General features: G+C 72.3%; 18 protein-coding genes and 2 pseudogenes. 11 read left to right on the top strand and 9 right to left on the bottom strand.

Annotation, left to right across the window (positions count from 1 at the left end; translation table 11 throughout):
• Window positions 1-531 precede the first annotated feature (531 nt).
• The 5 genes from MM440_RS10050 to MM440_RS10070 all read right to left on the bottom strand — a co-directional run bounded on the left by MM440_RS10050 (window position 532) and on the right by MM440_RS10070 (window position 5,624).
• Window positions 532-1,371, bottom strand: coding sequence for a PfkB family carbohydrate kinase (locus MM440_RS10050; RefSeq protein ID WP_241444158.1), 840 nt, complete (start codon window positions 1,369-1,371; stop codon window positions 532-534).
• A gap of 77 nt (window positions 1,372-1,448) precedes the next feature.
• Complete coding sequence (locus MM440_RS10055; protein ID WP_241444159.1) at window positions 1,449-2,021, bottom strand: GNAT family N-acetyltransferase; 573 nt, start codon at window positions 2,019-2,021, stop codon at window positions 1,449-1,451.
• 19 nt (window positions 2,022-2,040) lie between these two features.
• Window positions 2,041-3,294: a class I SAM-dependent methyltransferase gene (locus MM440_RS10060; RefSeq protein ID WP_241444160.1), complete on the bottom strand. Its 1,254-nt coding sequence runs from the start codon at window positions 3,292-3,294 to the stop codon at window positions 2,041-2,043.
• A gap of 81 nt (window positions 3,295-3,375) precedes the next feature.
• On the bottom strand, window positions 3,376-4,755 hold the full coding sequence (locus tag MM440_RS10065; protein WP_241444161.1) for an MFS transporter: 1,380 nt from the start codon (window positions 4,753-4,755) through the stop codon (window positions 3,376-3,378).
• Window positions 4,756-4,844: 89 nt separating this feature from the next.
• Entirely contained in the window at window positions 4,845-5,624 is a 780-nt protein-coding gene (locus MM440_RS10070; RefSeq protein WP_241444162.1) for a 3-hydroxybutyrate dehydrogenase, read from the bottom strand.
• Between the two features lie 62 nt (window positions 5,625-5,686).
• Between MM440_RS10070 and MM440_RS10075 the strand changes: the two genes are divergently transcribed.
• From MM440_RS10075 to groL, 3 genes are all read left to right on the top strand, one after another.
• Window positions 5,687-7,723 (top strand): helix-turn-helix domain-containing protein, encoded by a 2,037-nt coding sequence (locus MM440_RS10075; RefSeq protein ID WP_241444163.1) that lies wholly within the window; start codon window positions 5,687-5,689, stop codon window positions 7,721-7,723.
• A gap of 114 nt (window positions 7,724-7,837) precedes the next feature.
• Window positions 7,838-8,131, top strand: coding sequence for a co-chaperone GroES (gene groES, locus MM440_RS10080; RefSeq protein WP_241444164.1), 294 nt, complete (start codon window positions 7,838-7,840; stop codon window positions 8,129-8,131).
• Window positions 8,132-8,133: 2 nt separating this feature from the next.
• The gene (gene groL, locus MM440_RS10085) at window positions 8,134-9,750 is read left to right on the top strand and encodes a chaperonin GroEL (RefSeq protein WP_241444165.1); all 1,617 of its coding nucleotides are present in this window, start codon (window positions 8,134-8,136) and stop codon (window positions 9,748-9,750) included.
• A gap of 230 nt (window positions 9,751-9,980) precedes the next feature.
• Here groL and MM440_RS10090 read toward each other — a convergent pair whose 3' ends face one another.
• On the bottom strand, window positions 9,981-10,283 hold the full coding sequence (locus tag MM440_RS10090; RefSeq protein ID WP_241444166.1) for a WhiB family transcriptional regulator: 303 nt from the start codon (window positions 10,281-10,283) through the stop codon (window positions 9,981-9,983).
• Between the two features lie 297 nt (window positions 10,284-10,580).
• On the opposite strand from MM440_RS10090, the gene MM440_RS10095 reads away from it, so the two are divergent.
• The 5 genes from MM440_RS10095 to guaB all read left to right on the top strand — a co-directional run bounded on the left by MM440_RS10095 (window position 10,581) and on the right by guaB (window position 16,609).
• On the top strand, window positions 10,581-11,648 hold the full coding sequence (locus MM440_RS10095; protein WP_241444167.1) for a MerR family transcriptional regulator: 1,068 nt from the start codon (window positions 10,581-10,583) through the stop codon (window positions 11,646-11,648).
• Between the two features lie 225 nt (window positions 11,649-11,873).
• Window positions 11,874-12,476, top strand: a complete 603-nt coding sequence (locus MM440_RS10100) for a response regulator transcription factor (RefSeq protein ID WP_241444168.1) — start codon at window positions 11,874-11,876, stop codon at window positions 12,474-12,476.
• A gap of 244 nt (window positions 12,477-12,720) precedes the next feature.
• Window positions 12,721-13,272 (top strand): RNA polymerase sigma factor ShbA, encoded by a 552-nt coding sequence (gene shbA / locus MM440_RS10105; RefSeq protein ID WP_241444169.1) that lies wholly within the window; start codon window positions 12,721-12,723, stop codon window positions 13,270-13,272.
• The gene (locus MM440_RS10110; RefSeq protein WP_241444170.1) at window positions 13,269-14,894 is read left to right on the top strand and encodes a hypothetical protein; all 1,626 of its coding nucleotides are present in this window, start codon (window positions 13,269-13,271) and stop codon (window positions 14,892-14,894) included. The genes shbA and MM440_RS10110 overlap by 4 nt, the downstream gene beginning before the upstream one ends.
• Window positions 14,895-15,088: 194 nt before the next feature.
• A complete protein-coding gene (gene guaB, locus MM440_RS10115; RefSeq protein WP_241444171.1) occupies window positions 15,089-16,609 on the top strand; it encodes an IMP dehydrogenase in 1,521 nt (506 codons plus the stop codon).
• On the opposite strand, the gene MM440_RS10120 is transcribed toward guaB, so the two are convergent.
• Entirely contained in the window at window positions 16,598-17,878 is a 1,281-nt protein-coding gene (locus tag MM440_RS10120; RefSeq protein WP_241444172.1) for an MFS transporter, read from the bottom strand. The two genes, guaB and MM440_RS10120, sit on opposite strands and share 12 nt — an antisense overlap.
• On the bottom strand, window positions 17,875-18,504 hold the full coding sequence (locus MM440_RS10125) for an ArsR/SmtB family transcription factor (protein ID WP_241444173.1): 630 nt from the start codon (window positions 18,502-18,504) through the stop codon (window positions 17,875-17,877). The genes MM440_RS10120 and MM440_RS10125 overlap by 4 nt, the downstream gene beginning before the upstream one ends.
• A gap of 122 nt (window positions 18,505-18,626) precedes the next feature.
• Here MM440_RS10125 and MM440_RS10130 point away from each other — a divergent pair.
• Window positions 18,627-19,747, top strand: a pseudogene (locus MM440_RS10130) (GuaB3 family IMP dehydrogenase-related protein).
• A gap of 153 nt (window positions 19,748-19,900) precedes the next feature.
• Window positions 19,901-21,187 carry an aspartate aminotransferase type Ic gene (locus MM440_RS10135; RefSeq protein ID WP_241444174.1) on the top strand — a complete coding sequence of 429 codons (1,287 nt, stop codon included), beginning with the start codon at window positions 19,901-19,903 and terminating at the stop codon, window positions 21,185-21,187.
• A gap of 155 nt (window positions 21,188-21,342) precedes the next feature.
• Here MM440_RS10135 and MM440_RS10140 read toward each other — a convergent pair whose 3' ends face one another.
• Window positions 21,343-22,770, bottom strand: coding sequence for a glycosyltransferase 87 family protein (locus MM440_RS10140; protein WP_241444175.1), 1,428 nt, complete (start codon window positions 22,768-22,770; stop codon window positions 21,343-21,345).
• A 96-nt stretch (window positions 22,771-22,866) separates the two neighbouring features.
• On the opposite strand from MM440_RS10140, the pseudogene MM440_RS10145 reads away from it, so the two are divergent.
• Window positions 22,867-24,467 (top strand): annotated as a pseudogene (locus MM440_RS10145) (succinic semialdehyde dehydrogenase).
• The last annotated feature ends 73 nt before the right edge of the window (window positions 24,468-24,540 follow it).

The raw sequence follows: 24,540 nt of genomic DNA on the forward strand, positions 1-24,540 counted from the left end.
GCGGACGATGTGGTGGACGTCCCCGTGGTGGGCGAGGCCTCGGTAGGCGTCGGCGCGGCCGGGCTGGTCGAAGGCCCGCCGGCGGTGCCCGACGGCTCGCTCGGCTGGACGCTGCAGCCGGTGGCCACCAGGGCTACGGCAGCCAACGCCGTGCCCACCCCGATGGCTCGGCCCGCGAGCGCCCGCGGGGTGCGATCACGCGGGGTTCGAGCACGAGGCGGGAGAGCTGGGGCGGCCACAGTGCGACGGTAGCCCAGCCGCCCGCGCCCGTGCCTCTGATTCGCCGCCGAACCCGCCGCCACGGCGCTCCCGACGTGCTCCCGATGCACTGGGTTGCTGCCGGGCGGAGCTGCTAGCCGCCCGGTCACACGGGCTACTGGGTCGTTGTGGGGGCAGGTCCGCGGGTGGCGTTCGGGCGGGGTGCGTGCCGTTCGGACGGATCCATAGCCTTGCACCGCCATTTCGAACGTTCAAAAGCTCGTGAATCAGTCCGAAGCGCACACTGCCGCCTCTCTCCGCCGAGCCGCCGGGTCAGAGCTCGGCCAGCAGACCGGACGCCTGGGCGCCGACGTGTCGCACCGCGGCGGCGCCGGCGGCGAGGGCCTGAGTGAGCGCCTCGTCCTGGGGGAGACCGCCGGCGAGGCCGGCCGCGAGCACGCCGCAGAACGCATCACCGGCGCCGGCGGCATCGACCACCTCGTCCGGGTCGACCGGGTGCGCCGGGTGCTCGACGCCGTTCCAGGAGACGCCGTGCGCCCCGAACGTCACGAGCAGCGACGCGGGCAGGGCTCCGGTGTCGGCGAGCTGTCGGGCCTCGTGCTCGTTGACCACGAGCGGGTCGGCCTCGGCCATCACCTCGGCCGGCAGCTCGGCGAAGGGCGCCGCGTTGACGATCACCCGCACGTCCTTGGCCGCTACCATGCGCACCGCCATGGCCACCGAGCGGCGCGGCACCTCGAGCGACACCAGCAGTACGTCGCCGGCCTGAGCCTGGTCCAGGACGTCGAGGTGCTCGGGCCCGAGCAGCGCGTTGGCGCCGGGCACGAGCACACCGGCGCGCTCGCCGTCGGCGTCGACCGTCACGAGCGCCATCCCGGTGGCCTCCGGCACCGTCGCCACCCCGCGCACGTCCACGCCCAGCCCCACCAGTCGCTCCCGGTAGACCTCCCCAGCGGCATCCGCGCCCACCGCACCCACCAGGGTCACCGGGGCCAGACCGGAGGTGGCAGCCGCCACGGCCTGGTTGCCGCCACGGCCGGCGGCGCGCCGCTCCAGGGCGTCGGCGAGCACCAGATCACCGGGGCGGGGGGTGCGCTCCACCCGGGTGACGGTCTCGACGGTGAGCGAGCCGAGGACGAACAGGCGGCCCATCGGGGCTCCTTCGCGGGGATCTGGGGGTTGCGGGCTCTCGAGCTGCGGTGCCTTCCACCGAGCGCGAGGCGAGGGGTCTACAGCGTTCGACGCATGACGATACGCGGCATCTTCGACGCCACGGCATCGGTCGTCCCGACCACCTCGAAGCCCACCTTCTCGAACATCGAGCGCGTCCCGACGAACGCCATGGTCGTGTCCATCCGCCCCGCCGGGTCGACGGGGTAGGCCTCGACCGCGGGTGCGCCGTGCTTCTTCGCGTGCGCCACCGCCCCCTCGATGAGCGGCGTCGTCACGCCCTGCTTGCGGTGCCCACCGCGCACGACGACGCAGATGATGCTCCAGACCGGCACCTCGTCGATCGGCGTGATGAGCTTCGAGGCGACCAGCCGGGGGATCTCCGACCTCGGCGAGACGTGGCACCAGCCGACGGGCACGCCGTCCTGGTAGACCACGACTCCCGGCGGCAGCTCGCGCGAGCACAGCGCGCGCATCGCCTGCTCGCGCGAGCCGTGGCCCAGCTCCTCGATGTCGGCGGCGCGCAGCCGGTGCGACAGGCACCAGCAGTGCGTGGCGCGGCGGTTCGGGTTGATCACGTCCGCCAGATCGTCGAACCGGTCCTCGGTCACGGCGTGCGTCGTCCAGGCCATGACTCAGTCAAGCACAGCCTCAGTCGGACGCGCAGGCCTCCACCTCGAGGGCAATCTGCCGGCCGTGATGGCGCGTCAGCACCAGGATGCGTTCGACGCCGGTCTTGCCGATCAGCTTGCGCCGCAACGCTTCTGAGTCACCAGGAACGCCTCGCTTCTTGATGGTCAGTGCCCCCACGTCGCGTCGTCGGGCCCAGCGGCGCAGCGCCTTCGGACCCGCGTCCAGCACCTCCAGCACCCGGTAGCGCCGCGCCCACGGCACCGCACCCTCACCCGCCGTCAGCACGTAGCCGACCCCTGGCTCCACCTCGGTCCCGTCGACCGCGCGCTCCAGCGCGGCGACGAGCCCGGCGCGCACCACGGCCTTGTCCGCCTCGTGCAGGTAGACCCCCTCGCGCAGGTAGACCCCATCGCTCACCTCGGTGGGTGGAGCGGCCGCGCCCACCGCGGCATCTTCCTCCGCAACGGTCCACGCCTGGTCGCCGCGCAGCACCGTGGCGCAGCGGCCGGGCCGACGCACGGCCGCTCCCCACCAGACGACGCACTCGACGACCTCGCCGTCGACGGAGACCCACTGCGCCTCGGCACCCGGCGGCACGGCCTGGTGGGGGAACGACGGGGAGAGCTTGGCACCGGCTGCCGGCACCGCGGCGGCGACCTGCTGCACCACCTCCCACGTGGGCGACATGTCCTCGAGGCGGAAGACGCGCTTGGTGCGTCCGCGGATGTCCGCGATCCCCGGCGTGCGGCGCGCCGGGTCGAACCACGCTGCGGTGCGGGCGATCTCGTCGGCGGGCCGACCGTCGAGCGCCGTCTCGGCCAGCCCCACCGACACGTGGGCGCGTGGCACGCCGCTCAGGTTGGCCGCGGCGACGGCGGCGGTCACCGGGTCGCCGTCCACCGCCTCGACCGCCAGGCCGGCGTCCGCGAAAGCCAGTGCGTCCGAACCGATCCCGCAGCCGAGGTCCAGCACACGGTCTACACCGGAGTGGGTGAGGCGAGCGGCGTGCAACGCGGCGACCTGCGGCCGGGTGGCCTGCTCCAGCCCGTCCGCGGTCAGCAGCAGCCGACCCGCGAGAGCACCCAGCTTGCCTCGCGCCCGGTGCCGCAGCCGCGACTGGGTGAGCAGCGCGGCCGTCAGCTCGGGTGAGACCCCTTGCGCCCGTAGCGTGCTCGTCAGCCCCAGCACCGCACCCTCGTCGTAGTCGGGGAGCGACGCGAGCAGCTCGCGCCCCTCGGGGGACGCGAGCTGCTCTACGGTCTGGGGGTCCATGGGCCCATTGTGCCCGGGGCGGTCCGACCCATGTGCCGACCCATGTGTCGACAGATATTCCGACCGGTGGGCCGATCGAGTTCAGCTGCGGTCGATGGCGGCGAGGTCCCGGTCGGAGGTCTCGTGGTAGGCGAGGACCGCGACGATGGTGATGACCGAGCAGGCGAGCACGTACCACGCGATCGGGTAGCCGGAGCCGCCCGACCGCTTGAGCAGCTCGACGGCGATGATCGGCGCCAGCCCGCCCGCGAAGATGGAGGCCAGTTGGTAGCCGATGGACACGCCGCTGTAGCGCACCTTGGTGCCGAACAGCTCGGAGAAGAACGCCGACTGCGGGCCGTACATCGCGCCGTGGAAGATCAGTCCGAGGATGACGGCGATCGTCGCCAGCGCGAAGTTCTTGGTGTTGAGCAGCGCGATGAACGCGAACGACCACACCCCGACGCCTGCGGCGCCGAGCAGGTAGACCGGCTTGCGACCGACCCGGTCCGACAGCCCACCCCATGCCGGGATCGTGAGGAAGTGGATGGCCGCCGCGATCAGGACCGCGTTGAGCGCGAACGTCTTCGGCAGCTTCAGCGAGGTGGTGACGTAGGTCGTGATGACGATGGTGAAGATGTAGTAGGACACGTTCTCGGCCATCCGCGCGGCCATGGCGGTGATGACCTCGCGGGGGTAGTGGCGGATGACGTCGAGGATCGGCATGCGCTCCTTGGCCGCGGCGACGGGCTCGGCCGCGCCGGCGGCTGCCGCCCGCTCGGCCGCGTGCTGCTGGGCCGCCTTGAAGACCGGCGACTCCTCGACCTGCAGGCGCACCCACAGGCCGATGATGACGAGGACGGCCGACAGCAGGAACGGGATGCGCCAGCCCCACGCGAGGAACGCCGCGTCGTCCTGGACGAGCGCCATGACGGCGAGCAGGCCGTTGGCGATGAGCTGCCCGAGCGGCGCGCCCGCCTGCGGCCAGGACGCCCAGAAGCCGCGGCTCCTGGCGTCACCGTGCTCGGAGACGATGAGCACCGCGCCACCCCACTCACCACCGAGGGCGAAACCCTGCACGCAGCGCAGGACGGTGAGCAGGATCGGCGCGAGCACCCCGACCCCGGCGTAGGAGGGGAGCAGGCCGATGGCGATGGTCGCGACGCCCATCATCAGCAGCGAGAACACGAGCAGCTGCTTGCGCCCCAGCTTGTCGCCGTAGTGGCCGAACACCAGGCCGCCGAGCGGGCGGAAGAAGAAGCCGACCCAGTAGGTGGCGAAGCTGAGCAGGGTCGCCTGCAGCGGGTCCGTGGCGTTGGGGAAGAAGACGTGCGGGAAGACGGCGGCCGCGGCCACGCCGTAGAGGAAGAAGTCGTACCACTCGACGGTGGTGCCCATCAGGGAGGCGCCGACGACCCGGACGATGTTGCCGGGCCTTCTCGAGTCGTTGGGTGGGGTGGTGCTGACCCGACTGGTGGACATGGGATCTCCTTGGTGGTGAACCAGTTTCGAAGCGATGGCGGGTAGGGCGGTGGGCGGGGCGGCCCACGTGACCGGAGGTCGTGGAAGGGTCAGTGCGCCGTCCAGCCTCCGTCCATGAGGTAGGACGAACCGGTGACCGAGGCGGCGGCTGGGGACACGAGGAAGGCCACCAGCTCGGCCACCTCGCTCGGCTCGACGAGCCGCTTCACGGCCGCCGGCGCGAGCATGATCGTCGACACGACCTCCTCCTCGGCGATGCCGTGCGTGCGCGCCTGGTCGGCGATCTGCTTCTCCACCAACGGAGTTCGCACGTAGCCCGGGTTGACGCAGTTGCTCGTCACCCCGTGCTCGGCACCCTCCAGGGCGATGACCTTGGAGAGCCCCTCGAGGCCGTGCTTGGCCGTGACGTAGGCGGACTTGAAGGCGCTGGCGCGCAGCCCGTGGACGCTGGAGATGTTCACGACCCGGCCCTCGCCGCGCTCGTACATGTGCGGCAGCACGTGCCGGACGAGCCGGAACGGCGAGCGCAGCATCAGGTCGAGGATGAGGTCGAACCGGTCGAGCGGGAAGTCCACGATCGGGCTGACGTGCTGGATCCCGGCGTTGTTGACCAGCACGTCCACGTCGTGCGGCAGGTCGACGATCGCGGCGAGGTCGGCGAGGTCGGCCACGCGCGGCGTCACCTGCCCCGGCGCGCCCGACGTCTGGCCGACCAGGGCGGCGAGCCCGTCCTCGTCCCGATCGACGGCGGTCACGCGCAGCCCGTCGGCCGCGAGCCGGTGCACGGTGGCGGCGCCGATCCCGCTCGCGGCGCCGGTGACGAGAGCATGACGCGGCGGTGCGCCCGGGGAGGGTTCAGTCTGTGGCATGACCGTGACTCTAGGTGCCCGTAGACCGTGCGCCTATGTGTCCCGAAGCTACGATTGTGCGCGTGACCAGTGACGCCACCACACAGCCGCGCCACCCGCGTGCTGAGCACGACCTGCTGCGCCTGCTGGCCGAGGACCGCCCGGCCCGCGAGCTGTCCGCCGTGGACGCGCCGACGGAGCTGGTGGACCTGGCCCTGACGGTCCGGACGCGGATCGACGCCCTGCGGCGCAGGGAGCAGGCGCTGGTCGCCCTCGCGGACTCGGCGCGCGACCTGGCCACCTCCGACACCCAGGCGCAGACGCTGCACGCCATCGTGCGCCGGGCCCGCGCCCTGCTGCGCACCGACGTGGCCTACATCCTGCTCTACGACCGGGAGCGCGGTGACACCTACATGGAGGCGACCGACGGCTCGGTGTCCGCGGCCTTCCAGTCGCTGCGGGTCCGGCTGGGTGACGGGCTCGGCGGGCTCGTGGCGAAGACCCGCAAGCCCTACTGGACGGCGGACTACCCCCACGACGACCGGTTCACGCACACGCGCGCCATCGACGACGCCGTCGGTGAGGAGGGCATCGTGGCGATCTGTGGCACGCCGCTGCTGGTCGACGAAGAGTTCGTCGGGGTGCTCTTCGCCTCGAACCGCAGCCCGCGACCGTTCGACCGCGACGAGGTGGTGCTGCTCGGCTCGTTCGCCGCGCTGGCCGCCGCCGCCCTGGTCAAGACCCGGTCGGTGACCGACAGCGCGGCCGCCCTGGCGGCGCTGTCCGAGGCGCACGAGACGGTGCGGCGGCACACGGAGGGGGTCGAGCGCGCGGCGGCCGCGCACGACCGCTTCACCGAGCTGGTCCTGCGCGGGGGCGGGGTGGACGACATCACCGACGCGCTCGTGCAGTCGCTCGGCGGCTGGGCCGTCCTCGTCGACGTCGGCGGCCAGACCCGGAGCGCGGCCGGCGACCCGGCTCCCACCGAGAGCGTCGTCGAGCCCGACGCGGTCCTCGAGGCTGCGCGGGCCGCCACCAGGGCGACGCCGCACGGGCGCACCTGGGTGGCGCCGGTCGCAGCCGCCTCGGAGCTGCTGGGCGCGCTCGTGGTCGGTGGGCCGCGACCCCTCGACGACGCAGACCGGCGGACCGTAGAGCGTGCCGCGGTCGTCACGGCCCTGGTGCTGACCTTCGAGCGGTACGCCGCGGACGGGCGGCGTCGCCTGCGCGGCGGCCTGGTCACCGACCTCGTGCAGGGCCGGGGCCGAGCGACCGGGCGCCGGCAGGGAGCGCTCGCCGAGGGGATCGATCTACGAGAGCCGTTCTGCCTGGCCGTCATTCGTCCCGTAGACCCTGCTGATGGCCAGGGTCTGGCCCGTTCCGTGGACGGCGCGGTCGGGGACCGCGGGCTCGTCGGCCGCATCGACGACGACGTGGTGGTGCTCCTGCCCGCGGAGGACGCGGCCAAGGCTGCCGAGCGCCTGGCGCGCCTCGTGCGCGGCGTGCGGCCGGTCACGATCGGGACCGCCGGGCCGGGACGCGGGGTGGAGGCGCCCGGCACGCTCTACGCCTCGGCCCGTCGCACCGCGATCGCGCTCGAGGCCCTCGGGCGAGCGGGGGAGCACGGGGCCGCCGAGGGGCTCGGCTTCGCCGGGCTGGTCGTGGCGGACCAGCCCGACGTGGGGGCCTTCGTCGACGGCATGCTCGGTCCGGTGCTGCGCTACGACGCCGAGCACGGCACCGACCTGGTCGGGACGCTCGACGCCTACTTCGCCGCCGGCGCGAGCCCGCGCGAGGCGTCGCGACGCCTGCACGTCCACCCCAACACCGTCGGCCAGCGGCTCGCGCGGGTCGCCACGCTGCTGGGAGCCGGGTGGACCCGACCCGAGGTCGCGCTCGAGGTGCAGCTCGCGCTACGGATGCGTCGCCTGCTCCCGGCCGCCCCGTCCACCCCGCGAAGCACCGGAGCAACCGGCGCTCGGACCACCCCCGCCAGCACCCCCCACGACCACCCCCGCCAGGCCCCCCACAACCGCTGCCACGACCCGTTGGCACTCGACTTGACCGAGTGCCAGGCCGCTCCTAGATTGGCTTTAGCACTCTCGGCCTTGAAGTGCTAACCGCGGCGGGGTCGCCCGCTCCGGACGCCCGCACGGGCACGACGGGCCGGGCAGTGGGACCCATCAGCTACTTTCCATTCCCCGTCAGCGGGGGAAACGAAGGGGAGATCAACCGTGTCGGTTAGCATCAAGCCGCTTGAGGACCGCATCGTCGTCAAGGCCGTCGAGGCCGAGCAGACCACGGCCTCGGGCCTCGTCATCCCGGACACCGCCAAGGAGAAGCCCCAGGAGGGCGAGGTCATCGCCGTCGGCCCGGGCCGCATCGATGACAAGGGCAACCGCGTGCCCCTCGACGTCTCCGTCGGTGACAAGGTCATCTACTCCAAGTACGGCGGCACCGAGGTGAAGTACGGCGGCGAGGAGCTCCTCATCCTCTCGGCCCGCGACATCCTCGCGATCGTCGGCTGATCATGGCCAAGTCTCTCGAGTTCAACGACGAGGCACGCAAGTCGCTGGAGCGGGGCGTCGACGCGCTCGCCAACACCGTCAAGGTCACGCTCGGCCCCAAGGGCCGCAACGTGGTCATCGACAAGAAGTGGGGCGCGCCGACCATCACCAACGACGGCGTGACCATCGCGCGCGAGGTCGAGCTGGAGGACCCCTACGAGAACCTCGGGGCCCAGCTGGCCAAGGAGGTCGCCACCAAGACCAACGACGTCGCGGGTGACGGCACGACCACCGCGACCGTCCTGGCCCAGGCCCTGGTCAAGGAGGGCCTGCGCAACGTCGCGGCCGGCGCCGCCCCCTCCGGGCTCAAGCGCGGCATCGACAAGGCCGTCGCCGCGGTCAACGACCGCCTCCTCAAGAACGCCCGCGAGATCGAGGGCAAGGAGGAGATCGCCCAGGTCGCCGCCCTGTCCGCGCAGAACGACGAGGTCGGCGAGCTGATCGCCGACGCGTTCGACAAGGTCGGCAAGGACGGCGTCATCACCGTCGAGGAGTCCTCGACCGCCAGCACCGAGCTGGAGTTCACCGAGGGCATGCAGTTCGACAAGGGCTACATCTCGCCCTACTTCGTCTCGGACCCCGAGCGGATGGAGGCTGTCCTCGAGGACTGCTACATCCTGCTCAACCAGGGCAAGATCTCGGCCATCGCCGACGTCCTGCCGGTCCTGGAGAAGGTCGTCCAGGCGGGCAAGCCGCTGCTGGTCATCGCCGAGGACGTCGACGGCGAGGCGCTGTCGACCCTGGTGGTCAACAAGATCCGCGGCACGTTCAACGTCGTCGCGGTGAAGGCCCCCGGGTTCGGTGACCGCCGCAAGGCGATGATGCAGGACATCGCCATCCTCACCGGTGGCACGGTCATCGCCGAGGAGGTCGGCCTCAAGCTCGACCAGGCCGGGCTCGACGACCTCGGTCAGGCCCGCCGCGTCGTGGTCACCAAGGACACGACGACGATCATCGACGGCGCGGGCGACCGCGACGCCGTCGAGGGCCGGGTCAAGGAGCTCAAGTCCGAGATCGAGCGCACCGACTCCGACTGGGACCGCGAGAAGCTCCAGGAGCGTCTCGCCAAGCTCGCCGGTGGCGTCTGCGTCATCAAGGTCGGCGCGCACACCGAGGTGGAGCTCAAGGAGAAGAAGCACCGCATCGAGGACGCCATCTCTGCGACGCGCGCCGCGATCGAGGAGGGCATCGTCGCCGGTGGCGGCTCCGCTCTCGTCCACGCGACGACCGCGCTCGACGAACTCGCGCTCGAGGGCGACGAGGCCACCGGCGCCGCGATCGTCCGCAAGGCGGCCGCCGAGCCGCTGCGCTGGATCGCCGAGAACGCCGGCATGGAGGGCTACGTCGCTGTCTCCAAGGTGCGCGACCTCGAGCTGGGCCACGGCCTCGACGCCGCGACGGGGGAGTACATCGACCTCGTCAAGGCTGGGGTCATCGACCCGGTGAAGGTGACCCGCTCGGCGCTGCGCAACGCCGCGTCGATCGCCTCGATGGTGCTGACGACCGACACCCTGGTCGTCGACAAGCCCGAGGACGAGCCCGCTCCCGCGGCGGGTCACGGCCACGGGCACGGTCACTGATCGACCCGTAAGCCGCTGCCAGCGGCACGGGAAGGCCCCCGATCTACCTGAGACTCAGGAAGATCGGGGGCCTTCCGCATCGTGATCCATGGGTGATCCGCGGGCTCGCTCCGGGATCAGTTCTCGGGCACTAATTGCACATTGTGACCGATCATTGCGCAAAGTAATGATTTGTCGCGATCATCCAGTGGCACGCGGCGCAACAATCCACCACACGCGGGGGCGACCGGTCAGCTGGCGACCTCGAGCGAGGAACCCTCGCGACCTGCGTAGGCCGCCTCGCGCTCGTCCTCGGTCATCCCGCCCCACACGCCGTAGGGCTCTCGCACCTTGAGTGCGTGCTCGCGACACTCGACCAGGACGGGGCAGGCGATGCACACCGCCTTGGCTGCGCCGTCACGGTTGCGCCGCGCGGGGCCACGCTCGCCCTCCGGGTGGAAGAAGACGTCCGGGTTCTCCCGCCGACAGGAGCCCTCCAGCTGCCACTCCCACACCGAAGCCATGGGACCGGGGAGGCGGCTGATCTCTGCCATTGAGCTCTCCTTGCATCAACGTCGATGCCTACGCCCGGCGACGAATGGTGACTGTTCGGGTCGAGGTCACCATGCGCGGCCGAAGCAAGCACGGAAGGCGGGATACGACCAGCCCTCAGGGGGTGTGAGAGCGGCCTATTAACCCGACTGACTGCAACCTACCTAGGGATTTGACGAGTCACAAGGCCCCGGCCGAATGCTTTTTTCACGCGATTGGCCCAGACGATGACGGCGGGCCTCGGCCGGCGCCCGCGGCCCGGCGTGGCGCGCGCGTGCGACGGGCGTCACAATGGCTCGATGACTACCGGCCGGACGAGGACGTCTGTCCCCGCGATGAGCGACAGCCTGACCGTCGCCGCCGTCGCCCAAGTGGTGGGGGTGGCTCCGTCGACCCTGCGGACCTGGGCTCGGCGCTACGGGTTGGAGCCGTCGGGGCACCGCTCGGGTCTGCACCGGCGCTACGCCGAGAGCGATGTGGCCCGACTGCAGTTCATGCGGATGCTCACCCAGACCGGCCTGTCGTCCAAGCAGGCGGCGGCCCGTGCCCTGGACGCGACCGAGGAGCAGCTCGTGAGCGCGACCCTCGCGCACCCGCTGCACGACGCGTCCTCGTCGACCGCCGGCGGGTCGGCGCGCCCTCTCGCCGCGGGTGCCGAGGACCCGGCCCTGACGGTAATCCCGCTCCGTCCAGGGGTAGACCGGGTGCCCCTCGCTGGTGCGCCGGGCCTGCCCCGTCCCACCTACCCCCCGCGGCCGCGGCCCGGTGGGGAGGTGAGTGCGGCGGTCGGCACGCTGGTGCGCACCATCGGCAACGGCGACGCCCAGGGCTCCACGGCCCTGCTGCGTCTGGCCGTGCGCGACATCGGCGCCGCCCGGACCTGGGACGAGCACGTGCTGGCGGCGCGCACCGTCCTCTGGGGCCTCCCGGACAGCCAGCGGCCACGCGCGCTCGGGCTGCTCGACCACGCCGTCGGGGCCGCGGTGGGAGAGCTGCGCAACCGCCGGGCCCCGCGCAACCCGGTGCCGGTCCATCTCGCGTGCCTGCCCGGCCACCTGGACCACGCTGCGCTGCGCCTGCTCGAGGCGGCCCTGTGCGAGCGCAGCATCGAGTCGCGCAGCCTGCCCACCGAGGCGACCGTAGCCGCCGCGGTGGGGACCTTCTCGGCGCTGGGCTCCGGCGTGCTCGCCGTGTTCGTCGCCGAAGGTCCGCTCCCGAGCCAGCTCGCCCCGCGCGTCCGCCAGGCGGTCATGGGGGTCGACCAGGTCTACTGGGGGGAGGGGTGGGTGCACTGGCCCGGGCAGGAGGCCACGCTCACGGACGTGGTCCGCGCGGTCGAGTCCCGAGCCGTCCCGGGAGAGGGGTAGCCGCTCGCCGGTCACCCGGTTGTGACGATTCGTGCCGATCTGTCATCTATCGTGACGACTCAGCGTAGTCTGGGAGGTCAGCCGCGACGATGGGGGATCGGGACGTCTGCCAGGAGGTTTGTCATCCACCTGGGGAAACTTGGAGCAATGAGTGACGTCGTTTGACTACTCCGCGTAATATTGCGGTACGCAATGTAGGTGATGGAGAGCGACTGGAGGGCCTTGATGACCACGGTGATGGTCTGCGACGACGCGCCGCTCACCCGCGAGGTGATGATGCGGCGCATCGGCACCCTCCCGGGGGTGACCCGGGTCACCGGCGCCGCCTCCGGCGAGGAGCTCTTGGCCAAGTTCGCGGCCGAGACGCCTGCGCTCACGCTGACCGACCTGCGGATGCCCGGCATCGGAGGCCTGGAGGCCGTCCGTCGGCTGCTGGCGCTGCGTCCGAACGCCCAGGTCATGATGATGACGCTGGCCGAGGACGTGGACGGGATCGCCCGCGCGCTCACCTACGGCGCCAAGGGCTACGTGATGAAGGACTCCACCCGCGAGGAGCTGGCCGTGGCCCTCGCTCCGTTCATCGGCGAGGCGATGCCGCGCGGCGCCATCGGTCTGCACCACGGCGGGGTCGTCGCCAACCTCACGACCCGTGAGCTGGAGGTGCTGCGCGGGATGAGCCAGGGCAAGAGCAACGCCGAGATCGGCGCTGAGCTCTACCTCACCGAGGACACGATCAAGACCCACGCGCGGCGGCTGTTCCGCAAGCTCGACGCCTCCGACCGCGCGCACGCCGTGGCCCTCGCCTACCGCTCCGGCCTGATCAGCTAGCTCACGCTGCGTCGCATCCGGGGCCCGATCGTCGACGCGCGCGGGGGATCTGTGCGCGGGACTTGCCGGCCGCTCAGACCCGCGCGCTACCGTGGGGGCAGACCAGCTCGAGGTGGACCGGTGCGCCCCGGACCCTCGAACCATCGCCGGCCGGGGGTGCTACGACGTGACCGAACCATCATCGGTAACGAACCATGCCTCGGCGCCGATGTCACCCAGTGATAGTGGTCTGACCACTGGGGTGGTGGCCCGCGCCGCGCGCTCGGACGCGCAAGCGGTGCACCAGCTGATGACGGACATCCGCCCCTTGGCCTATCGCTACTGCCGTGCCCGACTCGGTGGTCTCCCCGCGGGGATCCACGCCTCCGACGATGCTGCCCAGGAGGTGTGTCTCGCCGTGCTCCAAGCCCTGCCCCGCTACGTCGACCGAGGCGCGCCCTTCGAGGCCTTCGTCTACGCCATCGCCGCGCGCAAGGTGGCGGACGTGCAGCGCTCGGCCCTGCGCGGACCGGTCGCGACCGACGAGGTCCCCGACGCCGTGGACGGTCACGACCCGCTCGCGTCCGTGCTCGCGGACGAGCGCACCACCGCCACCTGGCGGTTGCTGGAGTCCCTGCCCGAGCAGCAGCGTGAGGTCCTCGCCCTGCGCGTCGGCGTCGGGATGAGCGCCGACGAGGCAGCCGGGGTGCTCGGCATGACCGCCGGTGCCGTGCGGGTCGCCCAGCACCGCGCGCTCGCCCGGCTGCGCGCCGCCGTCGACGCCGGTGACCTCACCCACCCGGGGGGTGCGTCGTGACGCCTCCCCTCGACATCTCCTCCCTCGACCGGCTGCGCGACGACGAGCTCCTGCTCGACGATCTCGCGGCCCGGCGTCCCATCGACGACCCCGACCCGCTCGCCCAGCTGCTCGGTGCCTGGACCGACGACCTCGACGTAGGCCTCGAGCCCAGCCCCGAGGTGGGGGTGGGTGCCGGTTCGTCGCGTGTCGGTCCGTCGCGTGTCGGCTCGGGTGCCGGCGCGCGCGCTGTCGGTGCCCGGCGGCCCGGCGCCCTGCGCAGCGGCACTATCGTGCAGGTCTCGCGGGTGGGCGTCGCCGTCGGTCTCGCCGCCAGCCTGGTCGGTGGCGCCACCGTCGCCGCGGCCGCGAGCGGGCGCTTCTCGGAGTTCATGCGCGGCAGCTCGCTCGCGGCCGGCCCCGGCGCGCTCGACCTGACGCGTCCCCGCACCACCGGCGCGGCCACGCCGGACGACCCCACCGTCGCGGCCACGCTCGTCGCCGCCCAGCAGGCCGTAGACCGTGGCGACCTCGCCGCTGCCAGCGAGCTCCTGCGGGAGGCTGCCGCCGCGCTCGCCGAGCGGCCGGGGGCCGACCCTGCCGTGTCGGAGCGTCTGCACGACCTCTCGGGGTCGGTGGCCACCGGCCCCCGCTCAGGCGCGGACCTCGGTGAGCTCGCCCGCGGCGCGGGTGTGGACGGCGCTGGTGTGGACCAGGGGTCGCGCGCACGGTGGCGTGGTGGCAGCACCTCAGGTGCCGGTGCCGGCTCGATCGGTGGAGTCGGCTCCGCCGGTCGCGTGGGTGGCACCGGTGCCTCCAGTGGCACCGGAGGTACCAGTGGCGCCTCGGGTACGGCCTCCAAGAGCGCCGCCACCTCGACCAAGACCGTCCCGGGGTCGAGCGCCTCCAGCGGCGCCGCTGGTACTGCCGCCGGTGCTGGTGCGAGCGCCTCGCGCCCTGGTCAGCCCGGCACCGGTGCTGCCGGCTCGGGCGCGCTCGCGCCGGGCGGTGCGCCTACGGGGTTCGCGTCGACCGGCGGGGGTGTGCGCTTCGGTGCGACCAGCCCCAACCCGACCCAGCCGCGCCCCACCGACCAGGCCGTCACGCTGCCCACGGACAGCAGTGCGCGCTTCATGGTGGGGCCGCCCGGGACCGACCAGCTCGTGCTGCAGCCGGCACCAGCCACCGTCTTCGGGGCGCCCGGCACCGCCGACAGCGGCCCGCTCGTCACGCCGCCGGCGCCCGCGCAGTCGCCGAGCGAGGCCGCCTCGGCGCACCGGTCGGTCGACGCGTCGCCCCGCCCGCAGACGCCCGCCCCGCGGACTCTCTCCACGCAGGCCCCCAGCCGCTCCACCGCTCCGGCGGCTGCGCCGCCAACCGCCGCCGCCAAGGCCGCTACCAGCAGCACGGCGGCCGCCACCAAGGCGACCAGCGTCACCGCCGCCAAGACCACGGCCACCAAGACCACCGCCGCCAAGACCACCGCCAAGACCACCACCGCGGCCTCGACCGCCACCGCGGTCAAGGCCGGCCGGGCGAGCACCAACCCCACGACGAAGGCCACGTCCAGCATCAAGGCCACGACCAAGGCCACCACCAGCACGAACGCCGCACCGGCAGCGTCGACCACCGCCTCCCGGTAGTCGCGCACCCGCCGACACCAGCGCCGGTCAGCCCTGATCCACGAGGTCGCAGCCTCCGCCACAGCACCCGTCGCAGCCCCCGTCACAGCCACCCCTCGCCGAGCCCGCAGCCCACCCCGAGAGGGCACCGGGCGAGCGCCCGAGGCGGTCACGGACCGTCAGGGAGGAGGTCTACGGGCCGGTAGGATTGGACCATGACGCACGAGGCACCTGCGGCTCTCCCTCCCAAGTTCGCTCCCCTGGGGCTGACCTACGACGACGTCCTGCTGCTGCCCGGCGAGACGGACGTCATCCCGAGCGAGGTCGACACCACGACCCGGCTCACGCGGGGGATCTCGGTGCGGATGCCGCTGATCTCGGCGGCGATGGACACCGTCACCGAGGCGCGGATGGCGATCGCCATGGCCCGCCAGGGTGGCCTCGGCATCCTGCACCGGAACCTCTCGATCGAGGACCAGGCCTACCAGGTCGACCTCGTCAAGCGCACCCAGACCGGGCGCATCTCCAACCCGGTCACCATCGGACCGGACGCGACGCTGGAGGAGCTGGACCAGCTGTGCGGTGAGTACCGCATCTCCGGGCTCCCCGTCGTCGACCCGCAGGGCGTCCTGCTCGGTATGTGCACCAACCGCGACCTGCGCTTCACGCCCGTCGCCGAGTGGGCCACCACGCTGGTGCGCGACGTGATGACGCCGATGCCGCTCGTCACCGCGCCCGAGGACATCTCGCACGCCGACGCCACCGCGATCCTGCGCCAGCACAAGCGTGAGCGGCTGCCGATCGTGGACGACGCGGGGCACCTGCGCGGTCTGATCACGGTGAAGGACTTCGTGAAGTCCGAGCAGTTCCCGATGGCCTCCAAGGACGACCACGGTCGGTTGATGGTGGGCGCCGCGGTGGGCTACTTCGGCGAGGCGTGGCAGCGCGCCACGACGCTCATCGAGGCTGGTGTCGACGTGCTCGTCGTCGACACCGCCCACGGGCACGCCCGGCTGCTGCTCGAGATGATCGAGCGGCTGCGCTCCGACCCGGCCACCCGGCACGTGCAGATCATCGGCGGCAACGTCGCGACGCGCGCGGGTGCTCGGGCCCTCGTCGACGCCGGGGTGGATGCCGTCAAGGTCGGTGTCGGACCGGGCTCCATCTGCACCACCCGCATCGTCGCCGGCGTCGGCGTCCCGCAGATCACCGCGGTTTACGAGGCGGCCCAGGCGGCGACCCCAGCGGGTGTGCCGGTGATCGCCGACGGTGGCCTGCAGTACTCCGGCGACATCGCCAAGGCCCTGGTCGCCGGTGCCTCGAGCGTCATGGTCGGCTCGCTGCTGGCCGGGTGCGAGGAGTCGCCGGGCGAGACGGTCTTCATCGCCGGCAAGCAGTACAAGCAGTACCGCGGCATGGGTTCGCTCGGCGCGATGAGCTCGCGCGGCAAGACGTCCTACTCCAAGGACCGCTACTTCCAGGCCGACGTCAGCTCCGACGACAAGATCGTGCCGGAGGGTATCGAGGGCCAGGTGCTCTACCGCGGTCCGCTCGCAGCCGTCACGCACCAGCTCGTCGGAGGGCTGCACCAGTCGATGTTCTACGTCGGCGCGCGCACCATCCCCGACCTGCAGGCCAAGGGTCAGTTCGTGCGCATCACGTCGGCGGGGCTCAAGGAGTCGCACCCCCACGACGTCGCCAACATCGCCGAGGCGCCGAACTACTCACGGCGCTGAGGGAATTCGTCGATCGTCCAGCTCGCGCCACGCGGGCAGCAGCGCCGGTGCCACCGTCACGACGAGGTAGAGCGCGCCGCACGCCCACAGCGCGCCGCTCACTCCGAGCGGGGTCATGAGCGCCGCGGCCAGCAGCCCGCCGAACGGCATGAGTGACCAGCAGATCGCCGTCGTCAGCGCCGACACGCGGCCGACGAGCTGCGTCGGGATCCGCTCGAACAGCACCGCGGACAGGATCGGGTTGATGAAGCCGCTCGCGAAGCCGGACACCAGCACTACCGCGAGCACCCCCAGCAGCGGCAGGTCGAGCGCGGGTGCGGCATAGCGCGGTGCCCCCGCCAGCAGGAACGCGATGAGGTAGACCGGTCGCCGCGGGAGGCGCTCGGCGAGCAGTGACGCGAGGGCCGAGCCCACGACCGCGCCGCCGGTCATCACCGCGAAGGTCCACCCCACCGCACTGGCGTCGAGGTCGTGGCGCAGCGCCCAGCTCGGCACCAGCACGATCACCCACGCCTGGTCGAGCAGGTTGGTCAGCGCGACCATGATCGTGATCGCCAGGATCACCGGGTCGGTCATGACGAACCGCCAGCCCTCGCGCAGCTGGTTGACGTATCCGGTTGGGGTGCTTGGTGATTCGTCGCTCTCCAGGGTGGACACTGCCGGAGGCGATGCCACCGACCGGTCGGCCTCGACGGGGCGCAGAGCGGGGCGCACCAACAGGCCGATCAACGCCGCGCAGCCGAGCAGCGCGACGGCGGTGACCCAGATCGTCGCGATCGCCCCGACCGCGGCGATGAGCACGCCGCCGGCCGCCAGGCCCACGGTGGACGCGAGACGTTCGCTGGTGCCTGCGATCCCCGAGATCCGCTCCAGCGACCACCCGGAGCGACCGGAGACCTCGGGCACCAGGGCCTGCTTCGCCGCGTCGCCGGGGCCACGCGCGGTGCCGAGCACCGCCACGATCGCGATCAGGAGGGGCATGCTCAGCAGCCCCGCCGCGTGCAGCAGCGGGATCGCGAGGACCAGCGGCACCGAGACCAGATCGGCCGCGACGGCGACCCGCGCAGCGCCGATCCGGTCGATGAGCGGGCCGCCCAATGCCTTGGCCAGCACCATCGGCGCCATCTCGGCGAAGGCCACGGCGCCGGTCTGGGCGGCGCTCCCGGTGCTGGTCAGGACGAACCACGGGATCGCCAGGGCGAGCAGCCGGGTGCCGACCACGGACACCACGTCGGCCGTCGCCCACGGCAGGACGAGGCGAGTGATCATGGGTGCCCCGGCCGGTCCAGCGGCGGCTCGTCGCGGTGCCCGAGCACGCCGGGGCGCGGGAACCCGTAGAGCTGGATCATGTACTGCTCGCTGTCCTCGCTCTCGTCGGGGTCGTCGGCGAACCCCGAGATCAGCTCCTCGACCTGCTCGACCAGCTGGCGCGCGCGATCCGGGCGCAGCCGGATCGTCCAGTCGCTCACCGTGCTGGCTGCCCGCCACGTGTGGGGGAGGTCGGCGTGCTCCTGCAGGGCGGCGTCGCGCTGCCAGGCATGCGTCGAGTGGACCGCCCGCAGGAAGCCGCTCTCGACGTCGGGCTCGAGCTCGGCGGGCTCGACCCAGGTGCTGGGCTGGGCGGCCCGCCAGTAGCGATCACGGCCCCCGCCCAGCTCGGGGGCATCCTCGACGAAGCCGTGCGCGTGCAGCTGACGCAGGTGGTAGCTCGTCGCGCCCGTGTTGAGCCCCAACGCACGGGCCAGCGTGGTGGCCGTCTGTGGGCCGTCGAGGCGCAGCAGGCCGAGCATCCGCAGCCGCACCGGATGAGCCAGCGCCTTGAGCTGCTCGGGGCTCGTGCCGGCGCGCGGCGGTGGGTCGGGCTGGGCAACCTCGGGATCGCGGGGGATGGCCACCGGCCCACCCTAGAACGACAAAGATTTCTTTGCAAAGAGTCATGTGCATCAGCGGGTGCGCGGTCGCGCCCGGCCGTCGAACGGGCCCGGGCCTCGCCGACCTCGGCCAGTAGAGTGTCCGGGTGAGCGAGATCGAGATCGGCGCAGGCAAGCGGGGCCGTCGGGCCTACTCCTTGGACGACATCGCGGTGGTGCCGTCGCGGCGCACCCGCGACCCGGAGGAGGTGTCGACGTCCTGGCAGATCGACGCCTACCACTTCGACCTGCCGATCATGGCGGCGCCGATGGACTCGGTCATGTCGCCCGAGCTGGCGATCGCGCTCGGCCGGCTCGGCGGCCTCGGGGTGCTCGACCTTGAGGGGCTGTGGACCCGCTACGACGACCCGGCGCCGCTGCTCGCCGAGATCGCCACGTTGGACGGCGCCGTCGCGACGCGACGCATGCAGGAGATCTACGCGGAGCCGATCAAGGCCGAGCTGATCACCGAGCGGCTCAAGCAGATTCGCGACGCGGGCGTCACGGTCGCCGGCGCGCTCACACCGCAGCGCACCCAGGAGCACTGGAAGACCGTGGTCGACGCCGGGTGCGACCTGTTCGTCATCCGCGGCACCACCGTCTCCGCCGAGCACGTGAGCGGGCGGGTCGAGCCGCTCAACCTCAAGCGCTTCATCTACGAGCTGGACATCCCGGTGATCGTCGGCGGTGCGGCGACCTATCAGGCGGCGCAGCACCTGATGCGCACCGGCGCGGCCGGCGTCCTCGTCGGCTTCGGGGTGGGGCCGCCCACACCACCCGCGACACGCTCGGGATCCACGCGCCGATGGCGACCGCGGTCGCTGACGTGGCGGCCGCGCGACGCGACTACCTCGACGAGTCCGGCGGGCGCTACGTGCACGTCATCGCCGACGGCGGGATGGGCCGCAGCGGCGACGTCGTCAAGGCGATCGCCTGCGGTGCCGACGCCGTGATGCTCGGTGCCGCCCTGGCCCGGGCCACCGAGGCGCCCGGGCGCGGCTTCCACTGGGGCCCCGAGGCGCACCACTCGCAGCTGCCGCGCGGCGAGCGGGTCGAGGTGGGCGCCGTGGCGTCGCTGCAGGAGGTGCTCTTCGGGCCGGGCCGCCAGGCCGACGGCACGACCAACCTCGTCGGTGCGCTGCGCCGGGCGATGGCGACGACCGGCTACCTGGACCTCAAGGAGTTCCAGCGGGTCGAGGTCGTGGTCTCGCCCTACCTGCCCCGCTGACCGTCCACTACCGTGGGTCGCGCGTGCGGGGGAGCGCCCAGTGCGTCAGGGCCGCGCCACGACCACGACCACGCCACGACTGCGCCACGACTGCGTAGGCACCGCCAACACAACCGACAACCCCAACAGACCCACCCGAGGGAGGCCATCGCCGTGACCGGAACGACGCCGGACACCGACACCCTGCGCCAGGCCGTGGAGCCGGCGCGCGCGAGCTACGAGGAGCTCAAGGCCAAGGGGCGCAAGCTCGACCTGACTCGTGGCAAGCCGTGCGTCGAGCAGCTCGACCTCTCCGAGACGATGTTGGCGCTGCCCGGGGTCGGGGAGCACACCAGCCCGGACGCCGGTGACCTGCGCAACTACGGCGGGGCACCCAAGGGGCTGCTCGCGCTGCGCGAGATGTTCTCGCCGCTGCTGCAGATCCCGGTCGAGCAGCTGGTCGCCCGCGACAACTCCAGCCTGTCGCTGATGCACCAGTGCCTGGTCACCTCGTTCTTCCACGCCCCCTCCGGTGCACCGTCGTGGCAGGGGCAGACCGTCAAGTTCCTGGCCCCGAGCCCGGGCTACGACCGCCACTTCACGGCCAGCCTCGACCTCGGCATCGAGCTCGTCACCGTGCCGATGGGTGAGCTCGGCCCGGACATGGACGTCGTCGAGTCCCTGGTCAAGGACGACCCGAGCATCAAGGGCATCTGGTGCGTCCCGAAGTACTCCAACCCCACCGGTCTGACCTACAGCGACGAGGTGGTGCAGCGCCTCGCCGCGATGCCGACCGCGGCGGAGGACTTCCGGATCTACTGGGACAACGCCTATGCCATCCACCACCTGCGCTCCGTCGAGGACGAGCTCGCCGACATCCTGGTGGCGTGCGCCGAGGCGGGCCACCCCGACCGGGCGTTCGTGTTCGCGTCGACCTCGAAGGTGTCGCTGGCCGGCGCCGGTGTCGCGTTCTTCGGCTCCTCGCCCGCCAACGTCGAGTGGTTCCTCAAGCACGACGGCATGCGCTCGATTGGCCCGGACAAGCTGAACCACCAGCGGCACATCGCGTTCTTCAAGGACACCGAGGGCGTGCTCGCGCACATGGCCAAGCACCGGGACATCCTCGAGCCGAAGTTCGACGCCGTGCTGCGCCACCTCGAGAAGGGGCTCGGCGACCTCGGCATCGCCCGCTGGACCGACCCCAACGGTGGGTACTTCGTCTCCCTGGACGTCGTCCCCGGCACCGCCAAGCGCGTCGTAGCCCTCGCCAAGGAGGCCGGTGTCGCCCTCACCCCCGCGGGTGCGACCTTCCCCCGCGGTGAGGACCCGAACGACGAGAACATCCGCATCGCCCCCACCGTCCCCACCATGGACGAGCTCGAGGCGGCGATGGAGGTGCTCACCGCGGCCGTCGTCCTCGCCGCCGCCGAGCAGCTGCTGGACGACGGGTCTGCTGGGTAGCGAGGTAGCCGGGTCGGTCGGCGTCAGGCCGGCCGAGATGGCTGTTGGCGACTGAGATGGCTGCTCTACCAGCCGTTTCGGTGGCGAAGTGCCGTGTCGGCGTGGGATTGGTGACCAGCTGCCGTGTCGGGGAGGCGCGGCGCGGTCAGAGGCTGTCAGGGCTGCGCCGCGGCTGCTGCCTGGGCAGCCAGCGAGCGTCGCCGCCACACCAGCACGACCACGAGCAGGGCTGCGGCGTAGCCGACGGGGGTCATCGGGAAGTACGAGTGGCCGCCGTAGGCCAGCACGCCGGCCACGCCGAGGGCGAACCACTCGAGGCGCAGGGTCATTGTGGCGAGGGCGAGCAGGGGGAGTGAATACCACGCCAGCACAGGGGTGGTCGTGAAGAGCAGCGTCCCGAGGAGCACCAGGGCGGGCAGCGCCGGGTCGTCGAAGCTGAGGGTGCGGCGTCGGAAGACCGCCCAGCACGCCACGCCGAGGGTGATCACCACGGCGAGCAGGTTGGCGGCGGAGAGGCCCACGCCGAGCTGCAGCAGGGAGGCGCGATTCTCGCCGTTCTCCTCGACGACGTAGCCACCGATCGAGCCGAGCACCAGCGTCCCCACCGCGAGGAAGTGCGGCAGATAGCTCAGCACCACCGTGCCGATGGCGGTGGCGATGCGAACAGCGCTGGCGGGCAACCGTTTCCAGCTGACGAAGCCCGGCAGCATCACGAACGGCGTCAGCTTCACCCCGGCGGCCAGCCCCACCAGCAGGCCGACGAGCAGCGGCCCTCGCCTGGCCTGCGCCGCGAGGACGGCGAGGACGATGAAGAAGGCGACCAGGATGTCTACGTGGCCGCCGTTCCCGGCCTCAAGCACGACGGTCGGGCACCACGCAAAGAGCAATGCCAGCAACGGATCTCGTCCCCGAGCCCTGAGGTAGAGCGACACCAGGGCTGCGGTGGCCACGGCGAGTGCCGCTCCCGCCAGCTGGAATCCCTTGACGCCCCACGACCAGGGAGTGACCGCCGAGACGGCCGTGTAGTAGGCCTCGGCCACCGGCGGATATGGCGTGGGGAACCGCGGGCGCGACAGCACCGTCTGCTCGGGGTAGTTCTTGGCGACCTCCAGCAGGGCCGCCCGATCGGTGGGCAGCGGCTCGGTCGTGTAGCCGCTGCTCTGGTCGGGTCGCAGGCCGGGGAACAGGATCGGGTCGCGCAGGTGGGCGAGCCGGTCGTCGAACGGCACGTAGCGATACGGGTCCACTCCGGAGAGCTGCACCCGCCCGTCCCAGACGTACCGGTTGAGGTCGGTGCTCGACACCGGCGCGAAGAACATGCCGGGCAGCTGGATCGCCGCCGCCAGCAGGGCGACCAGCAGGACCGGGCGCGTGGCGAGGCGACCATCTCCCTCGACAGCACCTCCCTCGACAGCACCGTCCCGACGCGCGAGCCAGAATCGCCGCGCCACGACAGCGAACACCACCCACGTCGCCAGCGTCACGATGAGGTAGAGCCAGCGCCGGCCATCGGTGTTGCCGACGCAGTAGAGCGCGAGATAGGTCAGCGCGAGGACTGCCGTGCTCCCGTAGATCCTGCTCACGGGCCTAGCCTGCCACGCGGGCGGACCCCCTGTGAGAGTGGCCACGCGCGGCCCGGTCATCGGCCCGCACCCAGTCACGTGCGGCACCCTGGTGCCATGACGGTCACCGATGCGCAGCAGACCCAGACCGGACCGACGGTGCTCCTCCCGCGGGTGCGGACCCTGCTGACGGGTCTACCGAGCTGGGAGGCGGCGGTGGTCGCGAGCCCGCAGGCCGAGCGCTTCGAGCTGACCACCCCGCTCACTGGCGAGACGCTGGCGACCGTCCCGCAGTCGACGCCGGCCGACGTGGCGGCGGCCTTCGCGGCGGCCCGCCCGGCCCAGCGCAGGTGGGCGCGCACGCCGCTGCACGAGCGGTCGGCGATCGCGCTGCGCTTCCACGACCTGGTGCTCGACCACCAGGAGGAGCTGCTCGACCTGATCCAGCTGGAGTCCGGCAAGACGCGCGCCAACGCCTTCGAGGAGGTGGCGGACACGGCGCTGGTGAGCCGGCACTACGCCCGCCGGCTGCGCGAGTACCTCGTCGGCTACACCCGCCACGGCGCCTTCCCCGTGCTCACCGTCAGCCGCACGTCGCGCCTGCCCAAGGGCGTCGTCGGCGTCGTCGCGCCGTGGAACTACCCCCTCTCCATGTCCCTCACCGACGCGATCCCGGCGCTGCTCGCGGGCAACGCCGTCGTGCTCCGCCCGGACAACAGGTCGGCACTCACGGCCCTGCGCGCCGTCGCCCTGCTGCGCGAGGCCGGCCTGCCGGACGGGGTCCTGCGGGTGGTCCTCGGCGACGGTCCCACGGTGGGCCAGGCCGTGGTCGAGACGGCCGACTACGTCTGCTTCACGGGCTCGACCGCGACCGGGCGGCACGTGGCCGAGACCTGCGGCCGGCGCCTGGTCGGCTGCTCGCTGGAGCTCGGTGGCAAGAACGCGCTCTACGTCGCGGCGGACGCCGACCTCGACCGGGCCGCCCGCGGCGCGGTGGTCGCGTCGTTCGCGTCGGCCGGCCAGCTGTGCGTGTCGATGGAGCGCTTGGTCCTCGACGAGACCATCGCGGACGCCTTCCTCGAGCGCTTCCTCGCCCAGGTCGCGGCGATGCGGCTGTCCACCGAGCTCGCCTACGGGGCCGACATGGGTTCCTCGCGAGCGCCGCCCAGCTCGACACCGTAGAGCGACACGTCGCCGACGCTCTCGCGCACGGTGCGCGGCTCCTCGCCGGCGGTCACCGCCGCCCGGAGATCGGCCCGCTCGTCCACGAGCCCACCGTGCTGGAGGGGTTGGCCGAGCCGATGCTCGCCTACCGCGAGGAGACGTTCGGGCCGGTGGTGGGGGTCTACCGGGTCCGCGGCGACGCGGGTGCGCTGGCCGTGATGAACGACTCCGACTACGGCCTGAACGCCTCGATCTGGTCCCGTGACGTGCGTCGGGCGCGCCACCTGGCGGCTCGGGTCAAGGCCGGCACCGTGAACATCAACGACGGGTACGCCGCGTCCTGGTCCGTGACGGGTGCGCCGATGGGCGGCATGGGCCAGTCCGGCCTCGGGCGTCGGCACGGCGCCGAGGGGCTGCGCAAGTACACCGAGGAGCAGAACGTCACCGTCCAGCGCGGGCTCACCCTCGCCGGCCCCGAGGGCGTGGACCAGGAGCGCTGGACCGGCTTCCTGGCCGGCGCCCTCAAGGCGGCCAAGTGGGGTGGCCTGCGCTGACGCGTGCCGGCGGTACCGGAACGCCCGAATCGCCCCGCTCCGTAACCCTGCCGACCCGCTGCGGCGGGGCGCC

It is taken from the genome of Arsenicicoccus piscis (assembly GCF_022568835.1).
In the GTDB taxonomy this organism is placed as follows: Bacteria; Actinomycetota; Actinomycetes; order Actinomycetales; family Dermatophilaceae; genus Arsenicicoccus; species Arsenicicoccus piscis.

What these genes read in the sequence shown, in the direction of transcription:
- MM440_RS10050 (WP_241444158.1), bottom strand. Translation starts at nt 1,371, where the DNA reads ATGGGCCGCCTGTTCGTCCTCGGCTCGCTCACCGTCGAGACCGTCACC.
- MM440_RS10055 (WP_241444159.1), bottom strand. Translation starts at nt 2,021, where the DNA reads ATGGCCTGGACGACGCACGCCGTGACCGAGGACCGGTTCGACGATCTG.
- MM440_RS10060 (WP_241444160.1), bottom strand. Translation starts at nt 3,294, where the DNA reads ATGGACCCCCAGACCGTAGAGCAGCTCGCGTCCCCCGAGGGGCGCGAG.
- MM440_RS10065 (WP_241444161.1), bottom strand. Translation starts at nt 4,755, where the DNA reads ATGTCCACCAGTCGGGTCAGCACCACCCCACCCAACGACTCGAGAAGG.
- MM440_RS10070 (WP_241444162.1), bottom strand. Translation starts at nt 5,624, where the DNA reads ATGCCACAGACTGAACCCTCCCCGGGCGCACCGCCGCGTCATGCTCTC.
- groL (WP_241444165.1), top strand. Translation starts at nt 8,134, where the DNA reads ATGGCCAAGTCTCTCGAGTTCAACGACGAGGCACGCAAGTCGCTGGAG.
- MM440_RS10090 (WP_241444166.1), bottom strand. Translation starts at nt 10,283, where the DNA reads ATGGCAGAGATCAGCCGCCTCCCCGGTCCCATGGCTTCGGTGTGGGAG.
- MM440_RS10095 (WP_241444167.1), top strand. Translation starts at nt 10,581, where the DNA reads ATGACTACCGGCCGGACGAGGACGTCTGTCCCCGCGATGAGCGACAGC.
- MM440_RS10100 (WP_241444168.1), top strand. Translation starts at nt 11,874, where the DNA reads ATGACCACGGTGATGGTCTGCGACGACGCGCCGCTCACCCGCGAGGTG.
- guaB (WP_241444171.1), top strand. Translation starts at nt 15,089, where the DNA reads ATGACGCACGAGGCACCTGCGGCTCTCCCTCCCAAGTTCGCTCCCCTG.
- MM440_RS10120 (WP_241444172.1), bottom strand. Translation starts at nt 17,878, where the DNA reads ATGATCACTCGCCTCGTCCTGCCGTGGGCGACGGCCGACGTGGTGTCC.